Below are 23,507 nucleotides of genomic sequence, written 5' to 3'. Positions count from 1 at the left end.
TTATTACTCGTATAAATAAACAGATGAAACAAAAACATCAAATTATTTATGAGTGAGGAGAATAAAAAAATGACTGCAATGATGATGGGAATGAGTATTCTTAAGGCAAGAGAGTTAGGAAAGATTTCAGGTGGAAGTCAGTATAATACACTACCTGCAATGGTTGACGTATACAATAGGATTCCGACAATTACAAAAGCCAAAAAGAAAGAGCAGGTAACAAAATATCCTGTTATTAGCACTATGGCGTGTTATGTTTATAGTATTGAAAACTAAATAGTTGTGAATTAGGACTAAGATGAGGACGAAGCCTATATCTTGGTCCTTATTTTTTGAATAAAATTTGGGACAAATCTTGTGGGTGTGTTGTATCATATATAGAGTTCGTTGTTGGAGGGAATAATAATGACTAATAAAGAAGAGTATGAGAAAATTCTTGAGATTGTTGATAGGGATCAGTTTAAAGGGGAAGAAGAGTTTACCAAGAATTGTGCCACCAAATTCAGAAATACAAGAAATGTTTTTTATGTAGTATTATTTGGTGAACTGTTTTACTTTTTGACTAAGGATTCTTTTTTTAAGTCTAATGATTTCTTGACTTTGATAATTACCATAGCAGTTCTTGTGGTGACACTTGCCTATCTTAAGCAGAGAAAAAATCTCCATAAGGAAATAAATATGTATCTTTTCAGAGAATGTTATCCTGATAAAGGGTTGGCACGATATATGAACTTATTGCCGATGATGCTTAAAAAGCAGGTTCTCTGGAGCAAGATTCATTACAATATGGGCATTGGCTTGTACTATCTGGGAGATATTACAAGGGCATCGAAGATGCTGAGTCTTATGCAAAACTCATGTACTACAGCAGAGGATATGATCCTGGCACTTCATTTAAAACAGCTTATTGCGCTTTATTATATGGATATGGATGAGGTGATAAAGTGTCTAAATGATGCTGACATTCTTTATCCCAAGGCTTCCAAGAAAAGCTATCTTCTAAAAGCTTATATAGATATTAAGAATTATGGTAATTACGCAAATTACTATAAGAATCATGAGATTGAAAAGATATATCAGCTTTTTGGAAGCGCCTATGAAAGACCTCTTGATGAAGTAAAAAGACATTTCTATCTTTATCAGGCGGCTAAAGAGTGTAATGACCTTAAGTACATAAATACGTTTTCTGAATTTGTAAATGCCAAGGCTGGAACTACCTGGTATGGAAAGGCTATTAGGGACGGCTTTGTACCGGTTGATAGACCCGACAATTATCCTGCATTTGTAGCTGATGAAAACAGACTTAATAATCCTACCAAGATTGATCATAGCAGGATTAAATATCTGCTTTATGGCGTAGCTGCGGTACTGTTGATGTATTTTATTGCCTTTGTTATCAGATATTTGGCGTGATATTATACTTGTAGTATATTTTTTAAATAAAGGTTGACTTTTTTTAATGGGTTAACTACAATTTCTTTATATTGAAAAGGCTATGATCGGATCAAGTAAGAATCGCAGGCTGACAACAGAGAATTGCCGGTTGGTGAGAGGCGTAGGTTAAGGGCGATGATGAATACCTCCGTGAGCTGCAAGGCTGAACAGGTTTCTTTATTAGGCTTTGACGGGATTGACCGTTATATCAAAAGAGTATCGCCAATTTATTTATATGATGGCCGTACTTGCTGAGGCGCATAGTGTGAGCTGTGTGCGAATGAAGGTGGTAACACGAATTATTCGTCCTTCACAATCTAAAAATGATTGTGAAGGACTTTTTTTATTCCAAATGGTCTGTAGCAATCAGCAATTATTTTTGGAGGTGCTTTATGCAGATTTTTGAAGAACTTAAGGCAAGAGGACTTATTGCCCAGGTAACAGACGAAGAGCAGATAAGAGAACTGGTTAATACAGGAAAGGCTACTTTCTATATTGGTTTCGACTGCACAGCTGACTCTCTTACAGCAGGCCACTTTATGGCTCTTACACTTATGAAGAGACTTCAGATGGCCGGTAACAAGCCAATCGCTCTTATTGGCGGTGGTACAACAATGATCGGTGATCCTTCAGGCAGAACTGATATGAGAAAGATGCTTACAAGAGAAGACATCGATCACAACGCAGAATGCTTCAAGAAGCAGATGGAGAAATTCATCGATTTCGGTGAAGGCAAGGCTATGATGGTTAACAACGCTGACTGGCTTATGAACCTTAACTACATTGAACTTCTTCGTGAGGTTGGTGCATGCTTCTCTGTTAACAATATGCTTCGTGCAGAGTGCTACAAGCAGCGTATGGAGAAGGGACTTTCATTCCTTGAGTTTAACTACATGATCATGCAGTCCTACGACTTCTATTACATGTTCCAGAAGTACAACTGTAACCTTGAGTTTGGCGGTGACGATCAGTGGAGCAACATGCTTGGTGGTACAGAGCTTATCCGTCGTAAGCTTGGTAAGGATGCACACGCTATGACAATCACACTTCTTACAGACTCTCAGGGCAAGAAGATGGGTAAGACAGCAGGAAACGCTGTATGGCTCGATCCTAACAAGACTTCACCTTTCGACTTCTACCAGTACTGGAGAAACGTAGGAGATGCTGACGTTGATAAGTGCATCAAGATGCTTACATTTATCCCTATCGAAGAAATCCTTGAGATGGAGAAGTGGGATGATTCCAGAATCAATGAGAAGAAAGAAATCCTTGCATTTGAGCTTACAGCCCTCGTTCATGGTAAAGAGGAGGCACAGAAGGCTCAGGATGCTGCAAGAGCTCTTTTTGCAGGTGGCGGAGATATGTCAAATGTTCCTGCTACGGCTCTTAAGGAAGAGGACTTCAGAGACGGCGTTATCGATATTCTTCAGGTTCTTGTATCTGCAGGCCTTTGTGCAACAAGAAGCGAGGCTCGTCGTGCAGTAGAGCAGGGCGGCGTAACCTTCAATGAGGAAAAGGTTACAGATGTTAAGACAACATACACTAAGGACGCATTTGCTGATGGCGTTATGGTTCGTAAGGGTAAGAAGTCATACAAGAAGGTAACATTCTAATCTGTAATAACTATATAGATTAAATATAAATTTGGCCTCCGGCTGGAATAACTGTGTTTTGCAATTCGGTTATGCTATCCGGGGGCTTTTTATTATAAGTTTTTTATCTTTAGGTGTTGACAATAATGAAATCATGGTATAAATTAAACATATGAACAGATATTCATATGTTTAATCTTTAAGGAGATAAATCTATGGCAATGAATGATGTTGAGCTTTGCGATGAGTTTTGCACCCATAGTAATGTGGTACTTAAAACTAAGACGCAGATGCCGGATGAAGATGAACTTTATGATTTAGCTGAACTTTTCAAGGTCTTTGGCGATTCCACCAGAATTAAGATTCTATTTGCATTATTTGAATCTGAAATGTGTGTGTGCGACATAGCAGAAACATTAGAGATGACTCAGTCAGCTATTTCTCATCAGCTCAAGATTCTGAAACAGAGTAAGCTCGTTGGAAATAGACGCGAAGGAAAATCAATTATTTATTTCCTTGCTGATGAGCATGTTAGAACGATCATTGATCAGGGACTCAACCACATTGAGGAATGATAAATTATTATATTATGAGATAAGGAGATATAGATTATGAAGAAGACATTTAAATGTGAAGTTGATTGCGCTAACTGTGCAGCTAAGATGGAAGAAGCAGTTAAGAAGATTGATGGTGTAATAAACGCCAGAGTTAATTTTATGACTCAGAAATTTATTCTTGAGGCTGCTGATGATGTTTTTGATTCAGTATTCCAGCAGGCAGTTAAGGCATGCAAGAAGGTAGAACCTGACTGCGAAATTGAAGCTTAATTTATTCTAATATTAAAAAAGTCTATGATGAAAAGTCATGGACTTTTCTTATATGAAGACAAGCTTATTTATCGACATGTGTTTGATAAATGATTGTTTAATGATATATATGCGAGGACATAATTATGACTAAGAAACAAAAGAAAATGCGAAACAGAATAATAGTAGTGCTTGTTTTATTTTTTGCACTTTTAATAATTGATAAAGTGGGTGTTTTTGAACCACTTCCTTGGTTTGTGACCGGAATTATTTACCTGATTCCTTACTTTATCATCGGATATGACGTACTTAAAAAGGCCTTTATCAACATCAGTCATGGACAGGTCTTTGATGAGAACTTCCTTATGATGATTGCAACCTTTGGTGCATTTGGAATTCAGGAATACTCAGAAGCTTTGGCAGTAATGCTTTTTTACCAGATTGGTGAATTATTCCAGAGCGTAGCTGTCGGAAAGTCAAGACAGTCCATAACAGAACTTATGAGTATTGCGCCGGAGTCAGCTAACCTTATTGATTTAGAGGGCAACGTATCTGAGGTTGATCCTGAAGAAGTAAGTGTTGGAGATATGCTCCTTGTAAGAGCCGGAGAGAAAATACCTGTAGATGCCGTTGTGGTAGAAGGCGAGAGCTTTGTTGATACGGCAGCACTTACAGGCGAGTCAGTTCCAAGAAAAGTTAAGCCTGATGACAGTGTTATCAGCGGTTGTGTTAACGGTGAGGGAATTCTCAAGGTTCGTGTTGAGAAAGCCTATGAAGATTCTACTGTTTCCAAGATTCTTGAGCTTGTAGAAAATGCCAGCAACAAGAAATCCAGGATGGAGAACTTCATTACAAGATTTGCAAGAGTATATACACCTGTTGTGACTATCGGAGCTCTTTTACTTGCAGTTATTCCTGCTGTCTGTGGGTTTCTCCCATGGGCTGACAGCATTAGAAGAGCATGTATCTTCCTCATTGTTTCGTGCCCTTGTGCGCTTGTCATATCTGTTCCTCTAGGTTTCTTCGGAGGAATTGGAGCTTCTTCCAAACTTGGTGTATTGGTTAAGGGCAGTAACTACCTGGAGTCTGTTTCCAAGATTAGTACTGTTGTATTTGACAAGACAGGAACTATTACAAAGGGTGAGTTTAAAGTTACTGAAGTGGTTGTAGATCCCGCCTTAGGACTTGATAAGGCAGAGGTTCTTAAGATAGCGGCTCACGGCGAGTCTTTATCTAATCATCCTATAGCTAAATCCATCTGCAATTCATACGCAAGTGGTGATTTCGAAAGCAGCAGTGATGCAAATAACACAATTGATTCAGGCCTCATAGACGAAACTCAGACCAAAGAAGTTTCAGGCCACGGAATTTCTTCTGTATATCAGGGAAAAGAACTGCTTCTTGGTAATAGTAAACTTCTTACTGATTACGGTATTTCTTTTACCGAGGTTGAATCTGCAGGAACCATAGTGTATGTGGCACTTGATGGCAAATACCTTGGTGCGGTTATCATATCCGATGTCATAAAAGATACTGCAAAAGAGGCAATTTCAGCCCTTAAGAAATGCGGCGTCAAGAATACTGTTATGCTTACCGGTGATAGAGAAAAGGCTGCTAAGGATGTTGCCGAAAAGGTCGGTGTAGATCAGGTAATTGCTGAGCTTTTACCGGCTGACAAGGTTAGCAGGGTTGAAAAATTATTATCTTCATTAGATAATGAGAATAAGCTTGCATTTGTAGGGGATGGAATCAACGATGCCCCGGTTCTTATGAGAGCTGACGTAGGTATTGCGATGGGATCACTTGGCAGTGATGCTGCTATCGAAGCTGCAGATGTTGTTATCATGGATGATGATATTTCCAAGATCGCTTCTGTAGTAGAAATCGCCCGCAAGACTATGAGAATTGTAAAAGAAAACATCGTATTTGCCCTTTCGGTAAAACTGATCATTTTAGTACTTGGAGCCCTTGGACTTACTACTATGTGGCTTGCAGTATTTGGTGATGTAGGAGTGGCAGTTATCGCTATACTTAACTCCATGAGGGCGCTTAAATATGAAAAAAAGTGATATTTAGGGTTTGCCTGAATATTGGAAGACTTGATCCTTCGGGGGTAAATGAATAATGGCAAGAGCAGAACTAGACGTTGGAGAGCTTTTAATGAAGCTGGTTGCCAGGGAAACCGGCGAAATCAGCAAGGTCGACTATCATCCGCAGAAACCTGTTTTTTCTCATGACACTGTTATAGGGGAAAGCAGGCTTCCAAGAAGGTCACCGGAATCTCAGGGCGTAAGTTCTGCTTTTTTTGTTGACCTTATCAGAAACCTTTCCGAGAACAAAGAGTGCAATATCCACAAATTCATGGCGCTTAGACATGGAAATGTTATTGCGGAATGTGCTTTTGAGCCCTATGACATGGATACCTGGCATGTTTCTTATTCCATGTGCAAGAGCATTATCGGAATGGCTATAGGAATTTTGATTGACGAGGGTAAGCTGACACTTGAGGATAAACTTAGTGATATCTTCAGTTCCAGAATGAATCCCCTTGGCTTTTTCAAAAAGAGTATAACAGTCAAAAACCTTCTCAATATGAGTAGCGGAGTTGAATTCTATGAAGCCGGTGCCATAAGCGGAAATGATTGGAGAAAGAGCTTTTTGGAATCCGGATTTAAGTTTGATCCCGGAGCGCAGTTTGAATATAACAGCATGAACACCTATATGCTGTCTGCAATAATCACGGAGAAAACCGGTAAGTCTGCCTTTGAATACTGCAAGGAAAAGATTTTTGTGCCTATGGGTATTCAGAGGGTCTTTTGGGAAAGTTGTCCTCAGAGTATTACTAAGGGCGGATGGGGACTCTTTATTCGTATCGAGGACATGGCTAAGCTTGGACAGCTCTATCTTCAGGATGGAATGTGGGATGGCAAGCAGATTGTTTCAAAGAAGTGGGTAGAAGAGTCAACCAGTTGGCAGATTGAGACGGGAAAAGGTGATAATTCTCATTACGGCTATCAGCTTTGGATCAACGATGACAGACCCGGATCCTTTGCCTATAACGGTATGCTGGGACAAAACGTTTTTATCTATCCTGATGTGGATATGGTTGTGGCTACAAATGCCGGAAACAGCGATATTTTCCAGACAAGCAGGATGGCTGTGATGATAAGAGAAGCCATGAAAAATGACTTAAAGGTTCAGGATGATCCTCTTCCTGAGAATTTTGCTACTTTGAACTCTTTAAAAGCTATCTGTAAGTCGGTAAGTGGCAGAAATAATAATTTCCCGACCATTTATTCAGGTGGCTGGAAAAATAAATCTGTCAGGATGACTACCGGAGGAACAAGAGTCAGAACTGCAAGCTTTGGCGACAAGAGAGCAGCTTTTAAGTCAGAGGTCAGATCTTTTAACGTAAGAAAAGAAAATCATCTTATTCACCAGTGGCTCAGCAAACTAGATGGTAAAGTTTATGACATTGAGCAAAAAGGCGTTGGCCTAATGCCTATTATGATGCAGGTTGTCCATAATAATTTTACTGATGGAATTAATAAAATAGGCTTTAGACTCTGTGATGATAATTCTTTTTACATTGATATCTATGAGGGAATGGAAGTTCACAGCCTAAGATGCGGCTTTGGAGGCAAAAGATATACCAGCAGGATCAACATGCACGGAGAAGTTTATGAAGCGTCTCTTGCGTCATATTGTGTTACGGATGAATATAACAGGCTGGTTATAAGAAATGATATCAATTTCCTTGAAGAAGCATGCCTTCGTACGATGAACATTATCTTTTACGATGATGCGTCAGATAGGGAGGATAGAAAAGGAACCTTCATACACCCTAGTGTACCTTCTAAAATTGAGGTGAGACTTTCGGAGACTCCGGGAACTGCCATGCTTATTGCAACTATGAAGAGTATGGCTCCTGATGCTCTTTCCGGAATGCAGGGAAAGGTTGTCAGCAAGATCTTTAAAGGAGGTCTTAAGGAGGCGGTTGAGCACGCTGTTAATAATACGATTCAGCCCACAATAAGTGGTGTGCTTTCTGAACCTGTGCTGCTTGGCATTGAGGATGCAGAAGGTGATGATGCGAAGAGACCTTCCTCTGAAGAAATTGAAAATATAGAAACGGATATTGATTGATGTATGAAACACTCCATGAAGTATGGTATTATTACTCATGGAGTGCTTTTTATATTACAGAAAAGTGCATCCATTTAATTAGTTACTAATTTACCTAGAATAATACAGATGTGAGGTGTTTTTTATGTCAAATGCAATTTATGAGAAACTTGAAGACTGCGTAAGAGCTGTCAGAGAAAAGACTGATTTCGTTCCTGATGTGGCCCTTGTTCTTGGTTCAGGACTTGGTAATTATGCAGATAATATCAAGATTGAGACTGAGATTAGCTACAGCGATATCCCGGGATTTCCTGTTTCAACAGTTCCTGGACACGCAGGAAAGTTTATTTTTGGATATGTTGGAGATGTTAAGGTTGTATGCATGAAGGGAAGAGTTCACTTCTATGAGGGTTATGATGTTACTGACGCCGTTCTTCCTGCAAGACTTATGAAGATGCTTGGCGCTAAGATTCTTTTCCTTACTAATGCTGCAGGTGGACTTGGAGAAGGCTTTAAGGCAGGTGATCTTATGCTTATTACAGATCACGTTTCTATCTTTGCTCCTAATCCGCTTATCGGACCTAACGTGGATGAACTTGGACCTCGTTTTGCTGATATGTCAGAAGTTTACGACAAGGATCTTCAGGAAGTTATAAGGAAGGCTGCAAAAGCCGAGGGCATTGACCTTAAGGAAGGTGTATATTGCCAGCTTACAGGACCTTCATTTGAGAGCCCTGCTGAGATCAGACTTCTTGGCAAACTTGGAGTATCTGCAGTAGGTATGAGTACTGTTATCGAGGCAATTGCAGCTAACCATATGGGAATGAGAATCTGCGGAGTTTCCTGTATCAGTAATCTTGCTGCCGGAATCAGTGAGCAGCCACTTTGCCATGAAGAGGTTCAGGAAGCTGCTGATAAGGTAGCACCTCTGTTTACTAAGCTTGTTACTGAGTCTATTAAGGGATTTGCACTTTAATTTGCATATCGGGGGTGCTGTTATGAGAACAAGATTCTACAACGCCAGAATCCTTACTATGGAGGAAGGCAGAGATATATTTGTTGGGGAAGTTTGGGTAGTAGAAGATAGAATACTTTTTGTCGGTACTGAAGAGGAAGGCAGAGGGTATTGCAACACTCATAAAGATACAATTCTTATCTGGGATAGGGAGATTGACTGTCATGGCAATCTCCTTATGCCCGGTTTCAAAAATGCTCATACCCATTCAGCCATGACTCTTATGAGATCCAAGGCTGATGATCTGCCTCTTCAGGACTGGCTGGGAACACAGATTTTCCCTGTTGAAGCTAAGATGACAGGAGAGGATATCTATCATTTATCCAAGATTTCAATTCTGGAATACTTAACAAGTGGAATTACTTCTGTATTTGAGATGTATCTGACGCCATTTACTGTGGCAGATGCTTTTAGAGACTGTGGTATGAGATGCGTTCAGACCAGCTGTGTCAATAATTTTAGCCAGTCAGTAGAACTTCTTGACAAGTATTACACGGATATAAATGGTAAAGACCCTTATAACTCATTCATTCTTGGTGTTCATGCTGAGTATACATGTTCTAAAGAGCTTTTGGAGGAGTGTTCTAAGCTCGTTCATAAGTATAAAGCTCCTTTCTGGGCTCATATTCAGGAAACAGAAACCGAGACAAAAGAGTGTGTAGAAAGATACGGCATGACTCCTATAGAGTTCTTTGATTCTCTGGGCCTTTTTGATTATGGCGGAGGTGGATATCACCTTGTTTGGACAAACGACCATGACAGAGAAATTATGAAGGACAGAGGGCTTTTTGCTGTCACGAATCCCGGATCAAACACTAAACTTGCGAGTGGAATAGCTCCTATTGCCAAGTATCTTGAGTGCGGTATTCCTGTTGCTATTGGTACTGACGGCCCTGCCAGCAACAACTGTCTTGATATGTTCAGAGAAATGTTCCTGGTTACAGGCCTTGCCAAGTTAAAAGATATGGATGCATCCAGTGTTGATGCGGCAGAGGTTCTTAAGATGGCTACTGTAAACGGAGCTTATGCTATGGGTCTTAATGACTGTGATGTCCTTGCAGAGGGCAAACTTGCTGACATTATTATGCTTGATCTTCAGCAGCCTAACATGCAGCCAATCAACAATATCGTTAAGAATATTGTTTATAGTGGCAGTAAGAGTAATGTAATTATGACTATGATCGGTGGTATCATTCGCTACGAGAATGGTAAATTCAATATTGGCGTAGAACCATCAGAGGTTTATGCCAAGGCTGAGGAGATCAAAGCCAGAATATACGGAAACTAACTATAGTCAGACTTAAATAGAAAAGGAAATATATGGAAGCACTTATATTATTAGCTGTTTTAGCAGGTATTTGCCTTATTGCATATCTGCTGGGACTTCGTGATAAGAAAATTCAGGAAAAGTATCTGATAAAAAAGCTAAAGGACACTTTCGGTCAGGCTCCTAAAAGAGAGTATAAACCTGACGATCTAGACCATCTGCAGGGATATTATTCCAAGCATAAAGAAGAATTTCAGATTGATGATACAACCTGGAATGATCTTAATATGGACGGCGTTTTTGCCAGAATGAATTATTGCCTTAGCGCTTCTGGTGAAGAGTACCTTTACTATATGCTCAGATCCCCCAAACAAAAAGACGATTTTGATAAGCTGGAACAGCACGTTGATTTCTTCATGAATAATGATGAAGAGAGAAGAAAATGTCAGCTTATTTACTCAAATATTGGCAGAAGAATCAGATATTCAATTTATGACTATATAGGATATCTTGATAATGTTCCTAATGTATCTAATACCAGACATTTTCTGATGATTGCACTTATGGCTGTAGCAATCGGTTTAATGTTTGTAAATTTCACTGTTGGTTTTCTTTCATTGGTTGCATTATCACTTATTAACATCATTAATTATTTTGGGATAAAGAATGAAATAGAGCCATATCTTGCTTCTTTTGCTTATATTCTGAGAGTAATATATGCGACTGAATACTTTGAAAAAGTAAAGATTTCTGAGATTTCAGAGGATATAGATAAACTTACTTCATTATCCAAGAAATTCAGATCGTTTACCAGAGGATCCTTTATACTTATGGGAAATAGTAAGTATAATACTACTGGAAATCCGCTGGAAATCATAATGGAATATTTTAAGATGGCGCTTCATCTTGATCTTATTAAGTTTAATAACATGTATAAACAGGTTATGGATAAAAAGGATGATCTTGATGAGATAATTACTATCCTTGGAAGATTGGAAGCTGAGATATCTATAGCATGCTTTAGAAAGTCTTTTGATGGCGGCTATTGTATTCCTGAATTTGCAGAAGGCAATTATGCTGGAGAGGAACTTTATCATCCTCTTATTGTTGATGCAGTAGCTAATAGCATTGATACTGGAAAGGGGCTTCTCATTACTGGTTCCAATGCTTCAGGAAAATCTACATTCCTTAAGACCTGTGCAATAAATGCTGTTATGGCGCAGTCTATTCACACTGTTCTTGGTAAGAACTACAAGGCTCCTATTTACAGGATTTACTCATCTATGGCGCTCAAGGATGATATCTTTGGCGGAGATTCCTACTACATTGTTGAGATTAAGTCTATTAAAAGAATTCTTGATGCAAACAAAGAGAAGGGTGCTCCTGTACTTTGCTTTGTAGATGAGGTTCTTCGCGGAACCAATACAGTTGAGAGAATTGCTGCTTCAACTCAGATCCTAAAGTGCTGTGCTGATAACGGGGTAATGTGCTTTGCTGCTACACATGATATCGAGCTTACATCACTTCTTAAGAATGAGTTTGATATCTATCACTTTGAAGGAAATGTAACTGACAATGACGTTCAGTTTGATTATCAGATAAAAGAGGGACCGGCTACAACGCGTAATGCCATTAAACTCTTAAGTGTTCTTGGTTATGATAAGACGATCGTTGATGATGCCCAGAACCTTGCTGAGCACTTCCTTAAAGATGGAGTTTGGGCATAACTAAATAGTTATTATTGCTATTGACATAGTCGTACGGCTATATTTATAATCAAATTATATAAATATAGTCGAACGGCTATTTTTTATTATCTGAGATGAGTATATAGCCGTACGGCTATAATGCATGGTAATAAAGTCGTGATGTGCATGAACAGAGGGAATGCCATGAAAATTACGGATTCTAAATCTTTTGGTGAAATGATCAAAAAGAGAAGAAAGAAAATGGGATACACACAGAAGTATGTGTGCGAAGTAAGTGGTATCAGTGCCAGCTTTATTTCTGACCTGGAAAATGGCAAGGCTTCAATAGAACTAGGTAAGGCTATTTATCTGGCTAATCTATTGGGAATTGATATTGAGCTTAATGAGAGAGGTATATAAATGAGGCATTTGTCTATATTTATAGAGATAACCGGTGAACAGAAATATGTCGGCAGCATTGTTGGTGAGTCTTATAACGATGCCTGTTTTCGGTATTCCAGAGAATATCTTGATTCAGTATATGCTGCGCCAATATCTATTTCACTGCCTTTGCAGGAGGAAGCATTTTCTTCATCTGTGACCAGGAATTTCTTTGAAGGTCTTTTACCGGAAGGTTTTTCCAGGAAGGCTGTAGCGAACTGGATCAAGACCGATGAGAATGACTATATGACGATACTTGCCACCCTTGGAAGTGAGTGTCTTGGAGCCATCAAGGTTGTTGATGATGATTTGTCCGGATTACAGGATAAGAGTACATCTGACTATGAGAAACTCTCTGTTGAGCAGGTGAAGGCTCTTGCTGAGGAAGGCGCGTCCAAATCTACTCAGGTTCTTTTGGAGACGCATTTATCTCTGACCGGAGCAACTGGTAAGGTTGGTTTATATTATGATGATGCTAATGATGACTGGTATTTACCAACAGGAGATGCTCCCAGTACTCATATTGTCAAACAGAGCCATGTGAGACTTGAGAGAATAGTACTTAATGAGCAGCTGTGTATGCTGACAGCTCATAATCTTGGAATCGATATTCCTGAAACATTCATTGTAGATACAGGAAGCGGCGCTGATTCAGATATTCTTTATGCTACTAAGCGATATGACAGAGTGATCAGTGATAAAAAAGTTATAGATGGCCTTTATGTTCCTATAAGACTTCATCAGGAAGACTTTGCACAGGCTATGGGAATATCTGCCAGTGATAAGTATGAAAAAGAGGATTCTGGCTATATTCGCAGGATGTTTGATCTGGTACGTTTTTATTGTAGTGATCCTATTATGGAGCAGAACAAGCTCTGGAAGAGGATATGCTTCAATTTTCTCATAGGTAATACAGACTGCCATATCAAGAACTATTCGCTGGTGTATAATGATAATCTTAAGAATATTAAATTGTCACCTGCATATGACATTGTCAGCACCAGGATTTATAATATGACAAAGGAAATGAGTTTCTATATTGGTGGAGAGCTTGATATAGAACACCTTAACAGAGCAAGTTTTTCAAGCGCAGCAGCTACTGTCGGAATACCAGAAAGACTTGCAATGAAGATATTCGATGAAACAGCAGAAGGGTTTGAAGATGCATTATCAAGAGCTAGTGCCGAGCTAGGCGAAAAAGGCTTTGGAGATGCAGATAAAATGCAAGCAGATATAATTAGAAAAGGCGGATACGCCAATTTGTAATAAGGAGAAAAAGATGAGAGTAGAGATATATTCGGACGGATCAGCAAGAGGAAACCCAGATGGGCCAGGTGGGTATGGTACAATACTCAGATATGTTGATGCCAAGGGTGAAGTTCATGAGAAGGAGCTTAGCGCAGGCTATGACAAGACTACCAATAACAGAATGGAGCTTATGGGCGCGATAGTTGGTCTTGAAGCTCTGAATAGACCCTGTGATGTTGAGATGTTCTCTGATTCACAGTACGTTATCAAGGCATTTAATGACAAGTGGATCGACGGCTGGATCAAGAAGGGCTGGAAGACAGCGGGTAATAAGCCTGTTAAAAATGTTGAGCTGTGGAAGAGACTTCTTGCTGCTGCTGAACCACATGGCATCAGATGGAACTGGGTTAAGGGACATGCTGGACATTCAGAGAATGAGAGATGTGACCAGCTTGCAACAGCTGCAGCAGATCAGGATCCAGATATGCTTCTTCATGATGATGGCGGAGACTTGAAGTAATTTGTGCACATTGGTACACAGTGATAATTGAATTTTATGAGGTTATATATTTGATACATTACATAGCTGACTGTCATTTCTATCACGGCGCTCTTAATACTAAGATGGATAAAAGAGGTTTCGCTGATGTTACAGAAATGAATGAATACATGATAGAAAAATGGAATAGTAAGGTCAGTAAGACTGATACAGTAGTTATTCTGGGGGACCTTTCTCTTGGAACTGTGGATGAAACTAATGAACTCATCCATCGTCTTAATGGTAAACTGTGTCTTATTACTGGTAACCATGATAAGTATGTAGGAAAGCCTGACTTTGATGCAGCCCGCTTTGAATGGATTGATAATTACCGCGAGATTACAGATTCTCAGAAAAAAGTAATCTGCAACCATTATCCAATTCCTTTCTACGAAGGACAGTACCGTAAACGCCATAACGGTGACCCCAAGGCTTTTATGCTATATGGGCATGTTCACGAGACAAGGGATGAGGTTTTGATGCAGAAGATTATTAAGCTGATAAAAGAAACACCTTATTATCCTATTGGAAGTGAGCACGAGAGTACTATTCCCTGTAATATGATCAACTGTTTCTGTAAGAAATCTGACTACACGCCACTTACACTTTCTGAGTGGATCAGACTTGATCAGGAACTAAAGAAAACTGAGTAATTTCTTAATGCAAAAGGATGACTGTTATGTAACAGTCATCCTTTTAATATGGATTATAAAATATGAAGTAGAATAAGTACCGAAGTAATAGAATCAATAAATCCTGTAATTAGCTGACAATGCTAGAAGAGCAAACATGTACAGGCAGTTGTCATAGTAGCGGCGAACGCCTTTTCTCATTGGCTGATTCCAGAACCACTTAATCCACTTGGTGGCAAGCTCCATCTCTTCCGGAGTCTTAGCTACAAGAGCGCCCTGAGCAATTGTAGAAACAAGACCAAGAGGATGAAGAACAGGTTTGTCTGTAGGTGTTCCGTCTATCTTGTATTCGCATCTGACAGCCTCAAGATCTGTTCCAAAGAACTTCATCATACGGATTGGAGCTGACTGCTGTCCGTGATCATCTGAGAACCATACGCTGTCGAGACCGATATTGGCAGCTGTTCTATATGCGTCGCTAAAGAAGTTGCCATAGTAACCCCAAGCAAGTTCTTTATCCATAGGTGAACCATCGAAATTGGCGTATTCAGCGCTTAAACCTGTATCCTTATGGCAGGCTGTGACAAGATAATCTCTGCTGACAGCTGCTGCCTTCTTGAAGAATTCGCGGTCCTCATCGTTAGCCCAAAGAGCAAAGAGCTCATAGAAGTGTGGGAGATGATAGGAAGGATCAGTAAAATCGATGCCTGGAACAAAGAGAATCTGATGATTGTCTCTATTCCACATAGGACAGCCAACACGTCCGTTCTCACCCTTGTGTATGCAGGCACTCAGGATTTCTTTAGCTTCGCGGCTATACTCAAAGATACCTTCGCCGTCGCCCCATCTATGGGAAGCAAAGAAAAGTGCCATTGCATAGAATTCTTCTCCGTCAGGAGCAGGGCCGTAGGCGTTCTTGGTGCCATTTGTCTGACATGACCAGGCAAAATAGCCTTCGTTCTCGCCCTCATCCATGAACATATAAGTCTTGGACCATTTCCAGATTCGGTCAAATTCTTCCTTCATATCAAGCTGAACGCACATCATCATGCCGTAGGACATACCCTCAGTTCTGGCGTCGTTATTACCTGTATCGCACAGATATCCCATATCTGCACCGGCTTCGTGATAGATGCGCTCATTCTCATCGTAAAAGAAAGTCTGAACAGCCTCCTTGATTCGAGCCTGTATTTCCTCCTCTGGAATTCCAATTTCTTTAAGAAGATTTCTGTAAGTTTTGTTTTCAAATGCTCCCATAGTATTTCCTTTATTGTCTTTATTTATGCTGAAATTTTAAGTGATGCTTTTGCTGAAACTTTTCTTTTTCCAAGAATGATCTCGTGGATATGCTTGAGTACAATTGCAGATGGAACACCAAGAGCAAATACAACAAGAACATATACGATTACATACTTGATGTGGTGAGGTGAACGAACACCACCGTCAAACTGCCATCCAAAGAGCTCAACGAATAAGCCGTGGATGAGGTAGAACTCAAGTGTGATTGTTCCCATGAAGTTGATGAACTTGTTGCCAACCTTGAGCTTCATGCTAAGAAGGAGAACACAGAATACGAAAAGAGTTGTTACAACAGCCTGTGATGAAACGCTGATAAGTCTGTTCATAACAATTATGTTCTGAGGAAGCCATCCTTCTCCGTAGTAGCCGAATCTGCCGCATACGCCCTGTGACCAAACGTAAACAGGGTAGTAAGCTGCGAAAGCAACAACGAAGTATATCCAGTAGAACTTCTGAAGATGAGGAACGATCTTATTTTCAAACTTGGCAAAGATGATGCCAACAGGGAAAAGAATTACACAGTTGTACCACCATTCGCCTCTAAGCCAGTAGTCGTTGTGATTGATGTTAGCGCCAAGAACGATATAGGCAATAACAAATGCTGTTGTAGCAAATACTGCAAGGCCATCTTTCTTGATGAACTTGAATGACAGATAGAATGCCAGATAGAAGAATGGAAGAACGATAACATACCAGGTATTAGGATTGCAGAGATCAATACTTGTAAGATAAAGAGCAATCTGCTTGCCATCCATCTTCTCACCAACAAGAAGTCTTGCTACAAAGAAGATAAGTGTAGTTGTGTAAAGAGCAAGAACAACAGGTAAGATACGCTTCTTGATGAAGCCATTTAAGTAGTTCTCCTTGGAATGGAAGCTCTTGTATACACCATAACCATTGAAGAAAAGGAAAACAGAAACGAGAAGGAATCCTGCATTTACAAAGATATCGAGACCATGAACAATTCTGCTCTGTGGCTGAATCCATGATGCGCAGGTTTTTTGTGCGATGTGGTGGAGCATGATACAGATAGCAAGGAATCCCTGAACTGCCTTAGTCTGCTTAAGTGATAAGAATTCTTCGTTGAAATTCTTGAACCCAGAAAACTTCGCTCCCCATAACAAAATAATCGGTAGAATTACATAGACTGAATAAATTAGTTGTTTCATACCATACCTCCAAAATACATTTTTTTGTCTATTTTTGCATGCAAACAAATGCACGCATAACCCCACATAAAATATAGTATTTTGGACTAATTTTTGCTACGCAATTCTTTCTATGAGTATGTCAATAATTGCGGAATTTACAAAGTTTACAGATATGAAAATGAGTTTACAGTGACTAATGATTATACTTTGATAAGCTATTATGTATACATGGTATACTAGTTATGGGTTGAAGATTTATTGATAAAAGATGGGGTATATTATGAGATACGAATATGATTTTAGGTATAAAGATGTTCTTATAAGAAAAAGAGGGAATGGGTTAACGCCAGAGATATTGCATAAAGGCGATACTAAATGGAGCGAGCTTATCCCAAGACCAGATTATAAGGATGAATCATATGCAAGGGCTGTCTATCTAGGCCAGGGCTGTTGGGAAAATCTTGAGACGATATCCGATGAAGAAGCTGAAGATATACTCAAATCGTGGGGGTATGATGTAAATCCCCCTGTAGTGCAGTAACTTGCAAAATCAAGACCAAATTAGTACCTGTCAATGTGAAGAAAATTTTACATTGACAGGTACTTTTTGTTATTACAATGGCTAGAAGCAGATTTACGAGCCATCCGCGTAGCTAGGCATATCAAGGTCAGTTAACAAAAACTATTGTTTTCAAAGATTATGTTTTTATTTAAGAGAATTCTTGGTTTAAGTTTTAATTCGAACGTAGTTTCTTGATGCATTTTAAACTGAAGATGGGATTTTCAGAGAAGAAAAAGTGGTAAAAGCCAGTATCATCGCGGTTTGCGGTCATAAAAATGATTGTAAGCCGCTTTTTATTGAGTATAATTAGAAGATATGGGGAAAAATATGATAAAAAAGATAATTAATATAAGTATATGCGTCGTGTTATCGTTGCTTGCAGTATTACTTGCTCTGTTTCTTGCATGGAAATACAAAACATCCTGGAAAACTACGACTGTTGGGGTGGAACAATCACCAGATAACCAATACAGTGTTATCTTTCAGGCTGTAGGTGAGGCTGATTGGCCATTCGGACCATGTCACTGCAAAGTAACTTTGAAGAATGGCGATAGGACAGTGGAAACATTTCGTGAGGATATATATGACGACGGCGGACAGTTCCAAACGGGCAATTACTCTGTTGAATGGATGAAGTATGGTGTCGTCATAACCTTGAAGGGCTGCGAACAATCAGACCAAGAAGTAGAAGTCTTTTACGATGGTCGAGCTTCCTTTATGGGTTATACCGACGAAGAGATCGGAGCGATACTCAAGGAAAGATACAACATAGAAAAGGTAGACCTGATTATAAAAGATGAAACTGGGTATGTAGTAAAAGCGGATGGGATTGTGTTTAGCGCTGATGCCAGCTTGGCTTTTCATGACAGTTATAGGCAGGAAGTATTTAAGGCTGTGACGGATGATCTTTTTCCAGAAAGATTCAATAGAAGTTTGGAATGGGATGTTAAAGAAGGAGATAATCTGTCGGATCTCGTTTATACACCGATTATTTCGATTAATGGATATGGTAATCAGGATCTAAATCCTTTTTGCGATAACATTTGCGAGTGGCTCGATAAGTGTTTTGAACGCCTTCCGTATGATGAAGCCAAGGAAATGTATGACAAAGCAGGCATCATAGTAACAGCATATGGCTGTGAAAAGGTGGAAATGAGCTTTGCCAGCACACTTAGTATTGATAGTTATACTGATGATAAGGTCGGATTTTACAACAATTTATATACATGCGTAGAAAGATACTTAAATCATGAGTATTATGCCTTCGGAGGACCTATAGTTTCCGATGAATCAGAGGATGCAGCCGAAGAATCTTTTTCCATTGATCCAGAGGTTTCAACAGAAGAGATTGGTGATGATGTGATAAGGCAATGGGCATCATACGATTACGAAGTATTTTATGATTTTCCTGATGGTAGTGAATATGCACTTGTTCCAGTTGATCGTGCCTTGGGAAGTAGCTTCTATGTGCTTCTTTCTTTTGACAAGAAGGGAGATGTTGGTAGTGCCAGACTTGTTAATTCGGATCCTTTCAATCAGCAGACTGGAGAGGCAAAATTCATAACATTTTTAGATGACGGGATTACTGGATTTGCTGCTTTAACATATTCTGGTGGAAGCTTGGGAAATCTTTTTGCGACCTTTGATGGTGGCGAGAGCTATCAGGATATAACACTTCCTTCACCTAAGATAGAACTTCCAACAGGACAGGTGTATAATCCTTTCGTTATGCCTGAAGATGCCTGGGAGGAATCAGGTACCATATTTGTGAAGATGGTGCAGGGACCTGATGGTGATCATCATAGTGCTGAACTTGATGGTGCACGAACAGTAGGCATTTATGCTTCTGCTGATGGTGGAAAGACGTTTGAGTTTATAAGAGAAGAAGCGGAATGAGAATAATTTTTTTACTAATATAAACATTCTTAAGAATTCTGCCGATAAATAAGATAGCAAAGGTATGCGTGTCTTTTCAATGGATTGATATCCAGGGAAAGGCACGTTTTTTGTTCCTTTTTAGGAGGCTTTGAATCATGGGAATAGCGGTACTGGAACTGGATCATTATAATGACAATTACTCTTTGTTGATGGGAAAAGAGAATTCTACAGGCGCTACAGAATCTTCAAAAAGCTTTGGATCTCATCTGAGTGAAGCTAGTGATAAGAAGTGCCCATACAGTTTTCTGGCTAAAGATGGCATCATAAATTATAACGGTGTTGTTTTTGGATGTGATTTCAAACAGAATGCAATAACCCTTGGAAATATGTATGAGAAGAACAAGATTCTTAAGATATATCTTCCAAGTGGCGGAGCTCTGCATGTTAATGTAGACAATTTTGATCAGTTATCAAAGGCTGCTAGTATGTTTACACCTGAGGACCTTAATGCAATCATGCGAGCAATCCATGAATACAATCACTGTACGAGAAAGCGTCATGAGATTGAAGAGGAAAAGTCCAAACCTATTGATGATGTTGCCGATGAAAATGAAACTCCAGATGCAGAGAATGAACAAGAGGTAAAAGAAAGTTCTTTTGCCGAGCAGATAAAGGAATTCCGTTCAGAACTATATTACAAGCTGATAAACAACGAGACTGAGATCAAGATCCAGCTAGGAAGCCAGGAATTTAGTGAAAAAGACTGGGATAAACTTATGGAAAGAGTAGATAAAGAGCTGGAGAGAGTACAGGAAGCGCTGAAAGAAAAAGAGGAGAAGCAATCCGAGGAAGATTACGAAGAAAAGATCAGGGCTCTCTTCGAAGAGAGAAAAGAACTTGTATAAGAATTGAAAATGAAAATCCCGTATCCATGGCGGTTTACAATCAATCAAATGATTGTAAGCCGCTTTGTTGTTTACTATAATCATATGTGATAATTACGATAAGTTATTGAGGAGTTTAAGCAGATGAAAAATAAATTGCTCGAGATAGTTCTTATTGCGGCATTGTCTTTGCAGCTGATAGGATGCAGTAGTGATAAGGGAACTGAGCCGGAATTGTCTGTAGAATCCAGTAGTAATAGTAGCGCATTAGATGCGAAGAACGATAATAGCAACGATGAAGACATTCAGGGGGAGATAGAAGTTACTTCTTTAGTTAGTGAATATCTTTTGCCTCACGAGGATAGCGAAGAGTATCTCTATGTTGTCGACGAAAAAGGGGACTATGCTGGAAAGTACAATTATCAGGAAATAAGTGATATTGCTGAAGAAAATGGCCACCCTACATTTAGTGAGAGTAATATTTTGGCGGAATCAGCAAGCATCTTTTTCTATTATTACATTGAGTATCTTGATCCAGATGATCATGGTGATAGTATAACGCATATCTGGGCGATTGATATGAATTCTCGGGATTTTGCTGAGGTCACATCACTTGAGCGCGGGTATGATTTAAGGAACTTTGAAATTTACGATGGAAATATCTATGTTACCTCTTATCAGGGAAGTTTGGATGAATACCATTATGTTGAGGATATCTTTTCACTACGAGCTGACGCTTTTTCTTTTATCAAAAGCGAAACTTCTATTGAAAATGTACTGAAAGCCTTAGAAAACTGCCGGCTTATAGCAAATAGAGGTTGGATATATGGTGAAAATGGTACGTATAGCATTTCAAGAGCGATAGATGAGTATGGATTTGTAGTAGCTGCTAAGGCGGTTGATGACTGGAATAGCCAGATTTTGAAGATAAAAGGCGATGGAACGACTCAGGTTCTGGCTGATGTTAATGAGCCACAGTTGATGTTTGCTGGCTTTGACGGTAAGTATGCGTTATTCCATGAATACCCAACAATCTTGGATCAATACTATAAATGTATAGATCTTGAAACAGGCGAGATTAAGGTGGTTTCAGAAGATTACATTTCCATAGTTAATTACAAAGATGGCAAGATTTACTATCGTGATTATGACGAAATGCCTGGCAGCAACGAGTTTACTCTTTACGAGTACGACTGTGTAACTGGAGAAGAGAAAGCTCTTTTTACAAGGGATAATATCCCAGGGGCAGGCGAATATCTGTCAAGGGAATACGGACTTGTGGGCGACAATATGTTCATTGAAGATGTGGATGGGTACGTTCGCAAGTGGTACAGACTTGATGAAGGCGGCGCCGTGGCGCTTGATGAAACGGGCATAGAGCTTAGTACCATAAAATACGGCACGGTTCTGAGCGACTATCTTTCTGCCAGATGCCCTAGGTGCGATACTCTGCTTAGATATAATTATGACGAGTATTTCCAGCTTTCCGATGAATGGTCTGAATATGCGAATGTGATAAGTACAGATTTAAAAGAGAAACACAAGACCCACCTGAGTGAAATAAGCATGGAACTTCATGAGAGCGATTATGAGGACTGTGCAACTCACAAAGAATATCCAAGTTCATGGCAGGAAACTCAGGATTACTATGTTAAGAAAGCAGATGTTATAGGAGATTACCTTGCTATTGATTGCAGTGGCGTTTGGTATGGTGGTGGTGCGCATGGCTTGCCGTGGAAAGAGCAGCTTGTTTATGACCTTACCACTGGAGAGGAATTACATTTCAAGGATTTCTATTCCGGAACAGATGAAGATTTTAAGAGAATTGTAGCTGAAAAGATAAAAGAAGATTTCGAAAACTGCGATGATTCGGATAAATATTTTGCTAGTGATGCTGATAGTGCCTATAGTGCAGCCTACGAGAGCGTATCAATAGAGGATGCGACTGTTTTCTTTAGGGAGAAATCTTTAGTTTACTCATTTGCCCCATATGAAATTGGACCATATTCTTCTGGATTTATTGAAGTAGAGATTCCGTATGAGGAGATATTTGGTACGGATACATTGACGCATAGATGATTCTCAAGTTAAAAATGCAATCCATTGATGAGTGTATTCAAGAAGACCGTAATAAAAAAGCTTAGAAAAATCGATTTGATTTTTCTAAGCTTTTATTATATTCAATCAGTTAATCAATTACTCACCAAATACTGCAAGGTAGTCCTTCTGGAACTTCTCGATACCAGCATCTGTAAGAGGATGATGTGTCATCTGCTCGATTACCTTGTAAGGAACTGTTGCGATATCAGCACCTGCAAGAGCGCAGTCTGTAACGTGCATAGGATTACGAATAGAAGCTGCGATGATCTCTGTCTCGATGTTGTGGATGTTGAAGATCTCAGCAACCTCAGAAATAAGGTCTGTTCCACGAACGCTGATGTCATCAAGTCTTCCAAGGAATGGGCTAACGAAAGCAGCACCTGCTCTAGCACAAAGAAGAGCCTGGTTAGCTGTGAAGATAAGAGTCATGTTAACCTTGATACCTTCGCTTGAAAGAACCTTACAAGCCTTAAGACCTTCTACAGTCATAGGAATCTTAACTACCATGTTCTTGTGAAGCTTAGCAATCTCACGTCCCTCAGCGATCATGCCCTCAGCATCAGTTGTTGTAGCCTTAACCTCACCTGAGATAGGACCATCTACGATAGAAGCGATCTCTTTAACTACTTCGTAAACGTCTCTTCCTTCCTTAGCGATAAGTGATGGGTTAGTAGTAACGCCGCAGATAACCCCCATGTCATTAGCTTTTCTAATTTCTTCAATATTGGCTGTGTCAACAAATAATTTCATAACCTTTGCTCCTTTTATAAGATGTAATAAACAACAGACATATAATAACACGGATGTTTTGGTATTTGTTATCTTTTTTTGCTTATTTTTTATTATT

The 23,507-nt window shown here is 39.5% G+C and carries 21 protein-coding genes and 1 other annotated feature; of the genes, 18 read left to right on the top strand and 3 right to left on the bottom strand.

Annotated elements, in window-relative coordinates; all coding sequences use genetic code 11:
* The first annotated feature begins 69 nt into the window (after positions 1-69).
* From G613_RS0108375 to G613_RS0108310, 14 genes are all read left to right on the top strand, one after another.
* On the top strand, positions 70-276 hold the full coding sequence (locus tag G613_RS0108375) for a hypothetical protein (RefSeq protein WP_029232241.1): 207 nt from the start codon (positions 70-72) through the stop codon (positions 274-276).
* Positions 277-405: 129 nt separating this feature from the next.
* Positions 406-1,413, top strand: a complete 1,008-nt coding sequence (locus G613_RS0108370) for a hypothetical protein (protein WP_029232240.1) — start codon at positions 406-408, stop codon at positions 1,411-1,413.
* A 73-nt stretch (positions 1,414-1,486) separates the two neighbouring features.
* Positions 1,487-1,748, top strand: a binding site (T-box leader).
* 78 nt (positions 1,749-1,826) lie between these two features.
* Positions 1,827-3,047 carry a tyrosine--tRNA ligase gene (tyrS, locus tag G613_RS0108365; protein ID WP_029232239.1) on the top strand — a complete coding sequence of 407 codons (1,221 nt, stop codon included), beginning with the start codon at positions 1,827-1,829 and terminating at the stop codon, positions 3,045-3,047.
* A 194-nt stretch (positions 3,048-3,241) separates the two neighbouring features.
* Complete coding sequence (locus G613_RS0108360) at positions 3,242-3,601, top strand: ArsR/SmtB family transcription factor (protein ID WP_029232238.1); 360 nt, start codon at positions 3,242-3,244, stop codon at positions 3,599-3,601.
* 36 nt (positions 3,602-3,637) lie between these two features.
* On the top strand, positions 3,638-3,853 hold the full coding sequence (locus tag G613_RS0108355) for a cation transporter (protein ID WP_029232237.1): 216 nt from the start codon (positions 3,638-3,640) through the stop codon (positions 3,851-3,853).
* 125 nt (positions 3,854-3,978) lie between these two features.
* On the top strand, positions 3,979-5,901 hold the full coding sequence (locus G613_RS0108350; protein WP_029232236.1) for a heavy metal translocating P-type ATPase: 1,923 nt from the start codon (positions 3,979-3,981) through the stop codon (positions 5,899-5,901).
* A 55-nt stretch (positions 5,902-5,956) separates the two neighbouring features.
* Positions 5,957-7,978, top strand: coding sequence for a serine hydrolase domain-containing protein (locus G613_RS0108345; RefSeq protein ID WP_029232235.1), 2,022 nt, complete (start codon positions 5,957-5,959; stop codon positions 7,976-7,978).
* Between the two features lie 124 nt (positions 7,979-8,102).
* Positions 8,103-8,933, top strand: a complete 831-nt coding sequence (locus G613_RS0108340) for a purine-nucleoside phosphorylase (protein WP_029232234.1) — start codon at positions 8,103-8,105, stop codon at positions 8,931-8,933.
* A gap of 22 nt (positions 8,934-8,955) precedes the next feature.
* The gene (locus G613_RS0108335) at positions 8,956-10,260 is read left to right on the top strand and encodes an amidohydrolase (RefSeq protein ID WP_029232233.1); all 1,305 of its coding nucleotides are present in this window, start codon (positions 8,956-8,958) and stop codon (positions 10,258-10,260) included.
* 32 nt (positions 10,261-10,292) lie between these two features.
* Positions 10,293-11,966 (top strand): MutS-related protein, encoded by a 1,674-nt coding sequence (locus G613_RS0108330; RefSeq protein WP_029232232.1) that lies wholly within the window; start codon positions 10,293-10,295, stop codon positions 11,964-11,966.
* Between the two features lie 165 nt (positions 11,967-12,131).
* Positions 12,132-12,347: a helix-turn-helix domain-containing protein gene (locus G613_RS0108325; protein ID WP_026661553.1), complete on the top strand. Its 216-nt coding sequence runs from the start codon at positions 12,132-12,134 to the stop codon at positions 12,345-12,347.
* Positions 12,348-13,634 (top strand): HipA domain-containing protein, encoded by a 1,287-nt coding sequence (locus G613_RS0108320; RefSeq protein ID WP_029232231.1) that lies wholly within the window; start codon positions 12,348-12,350, stop codon positions 13,632-13,634. It abuts the gene before it with no gap.
* Between the two features lie 13 nt (positions 13,635-13,647).
* Positions 13,648-14,136 carry a ribonuclease HI gene (gene rnhA, locus G613_RS0108315; RefSeq protein WP_029232230.1) on the top strand — a complete coding sequence of 163 codons (489 nt, stop codon included), beginning with the start codon at positions 13,648-13,650 and terminating at the stop codon, positions 14,134-14,136.
* A gap of 50 nt (positions 14,137-14,186) precedes the next feature.
* Positions 14,187-14,807: a metallophosphoesterase gene (locus G613_RS0108310; protein WP_029232229.1), complete on the top strand. Its 621-nt coding sequence runs from the start codon at positions 14,187-14,189 to the stop codon at positions 14,805-14,807.
* A gap of 93 nt (positions 14,808-14,900) precedes the next feature.
* On the opposite strand, the gene G613_RS0108305 is transcribed toward G613_RS0108310, so the two are convergent.
* Both G613_RS0108305 and G613_RS0108300 read right to left on the bottom strand, forming a co-directional pair.
* Positions 14,901-16,043: a glycosyl hydrolase family 8 gene (locus tag G613_RS0108305; protein ID WP_029232228.1), complete on the bottom strand. Its 1,143-nt coding sequence runs from the start codon at positions 16,041-16,043 to the stop codon at positions 14,901-14,903.
* Between the two features lie 23 nt (positions 16,044-16,066).
* Positions 16,067-17,254, bottom strand: a complete 1,188-nt coding sequence (locus tag G613_RS0108300) for an acyltransferase family protein (protein WP_029232227.1) — start codon at positions 17,252-17,254, stop codon at positions 16,067-16,069.
* 262 nt (positions 17,255-17,516) lie between these two features.
* Between G613_RS0108300 and G613_RS0108295 the strand changes: the two genes are divergently transcribed.
* From G613_RS0108295 to G613_RS0108280, 4 genes are all read left to right on the top strand, one after another.
* Positions 17,517-17,777, top strand: a complete 261-nt coding sequence (locus tag G613_RS0108295) for a hypothetical protein (protein WP_029232226.1) — start codon at positions 17,517-17,519, stop codon at positions 17,775-17,777.
* Between the two features lie 348 nt (positions 17,778-18,125).
* Complete coding sequence (locus G613_RS0108290) at positions 18,126-19,694, top strand: hypothetical protein (protein ID WP_029232225.1); 1,569 nt, start codon at positions 18,126-18,128, stop codon at positions 19,692-19,694.
* A gap of 137 nt (positions 19,695-19,831) precedes the next feature.
* The gene (locus G613_RS0108285; protein ID WP_029232224.1) at positions 19,832-20,581 is read left to right on the top strand and encodes a hypothetical protein; all 750 of its coding nucleotides are present in this window, start codon (positions 19,832-19,834) and stop codon (positions 20,579-20,581) included.
* A gap of 123 nt (positions 20,582-20,704) precedes the next feature.
* Positions 20,705-22,639 carry an RsiV family protein gene (locus tag G613_RS0108280; RefSeq protein WP_029232223.1) on the top strand — a complete coding sequence of 645 codons (1,935 nt, stop codon included), beginning with the start codon at positions 20,705-20,707 and terminating at the stop codon, positions 22,637-22,639.
* A 117-nt stretch (positions 22,640-22,756) separates the two neighbouring features.
* On the opposite strand, the gene fsa is transcribed toward G613_RS0108280, so the two are convergent.
* Complete coding sequence (gene fsa / locus G613_RS0108275) at positions 22,757-23,410, bottom strand: fructose-6-phosphate aldolase (protein WP_029232222.1); 654 nt, start codon at positions 23,408-23,410, stop codon at positions 22,757-22,759.
* Between the last annotated feature and the right edge of the window lie 97 nt (positions 23,411-23,507).

The sequence above is a fragment of the Butyrivibrio sp. VCB2006 genome (assembly GCF_000420945.1).
In the GTDB taxonomy this organism is placed as follows: Bacteria; Bacillota; Clostridia; order Lachnospirales; family Lachnospiraceae; genus Butyrivibrio.
The sequence above is the reverse complement of the archived record's forward strand: the minus strand, read 5'-3'. Positions and strand labels throughout refer to the sequence as shown.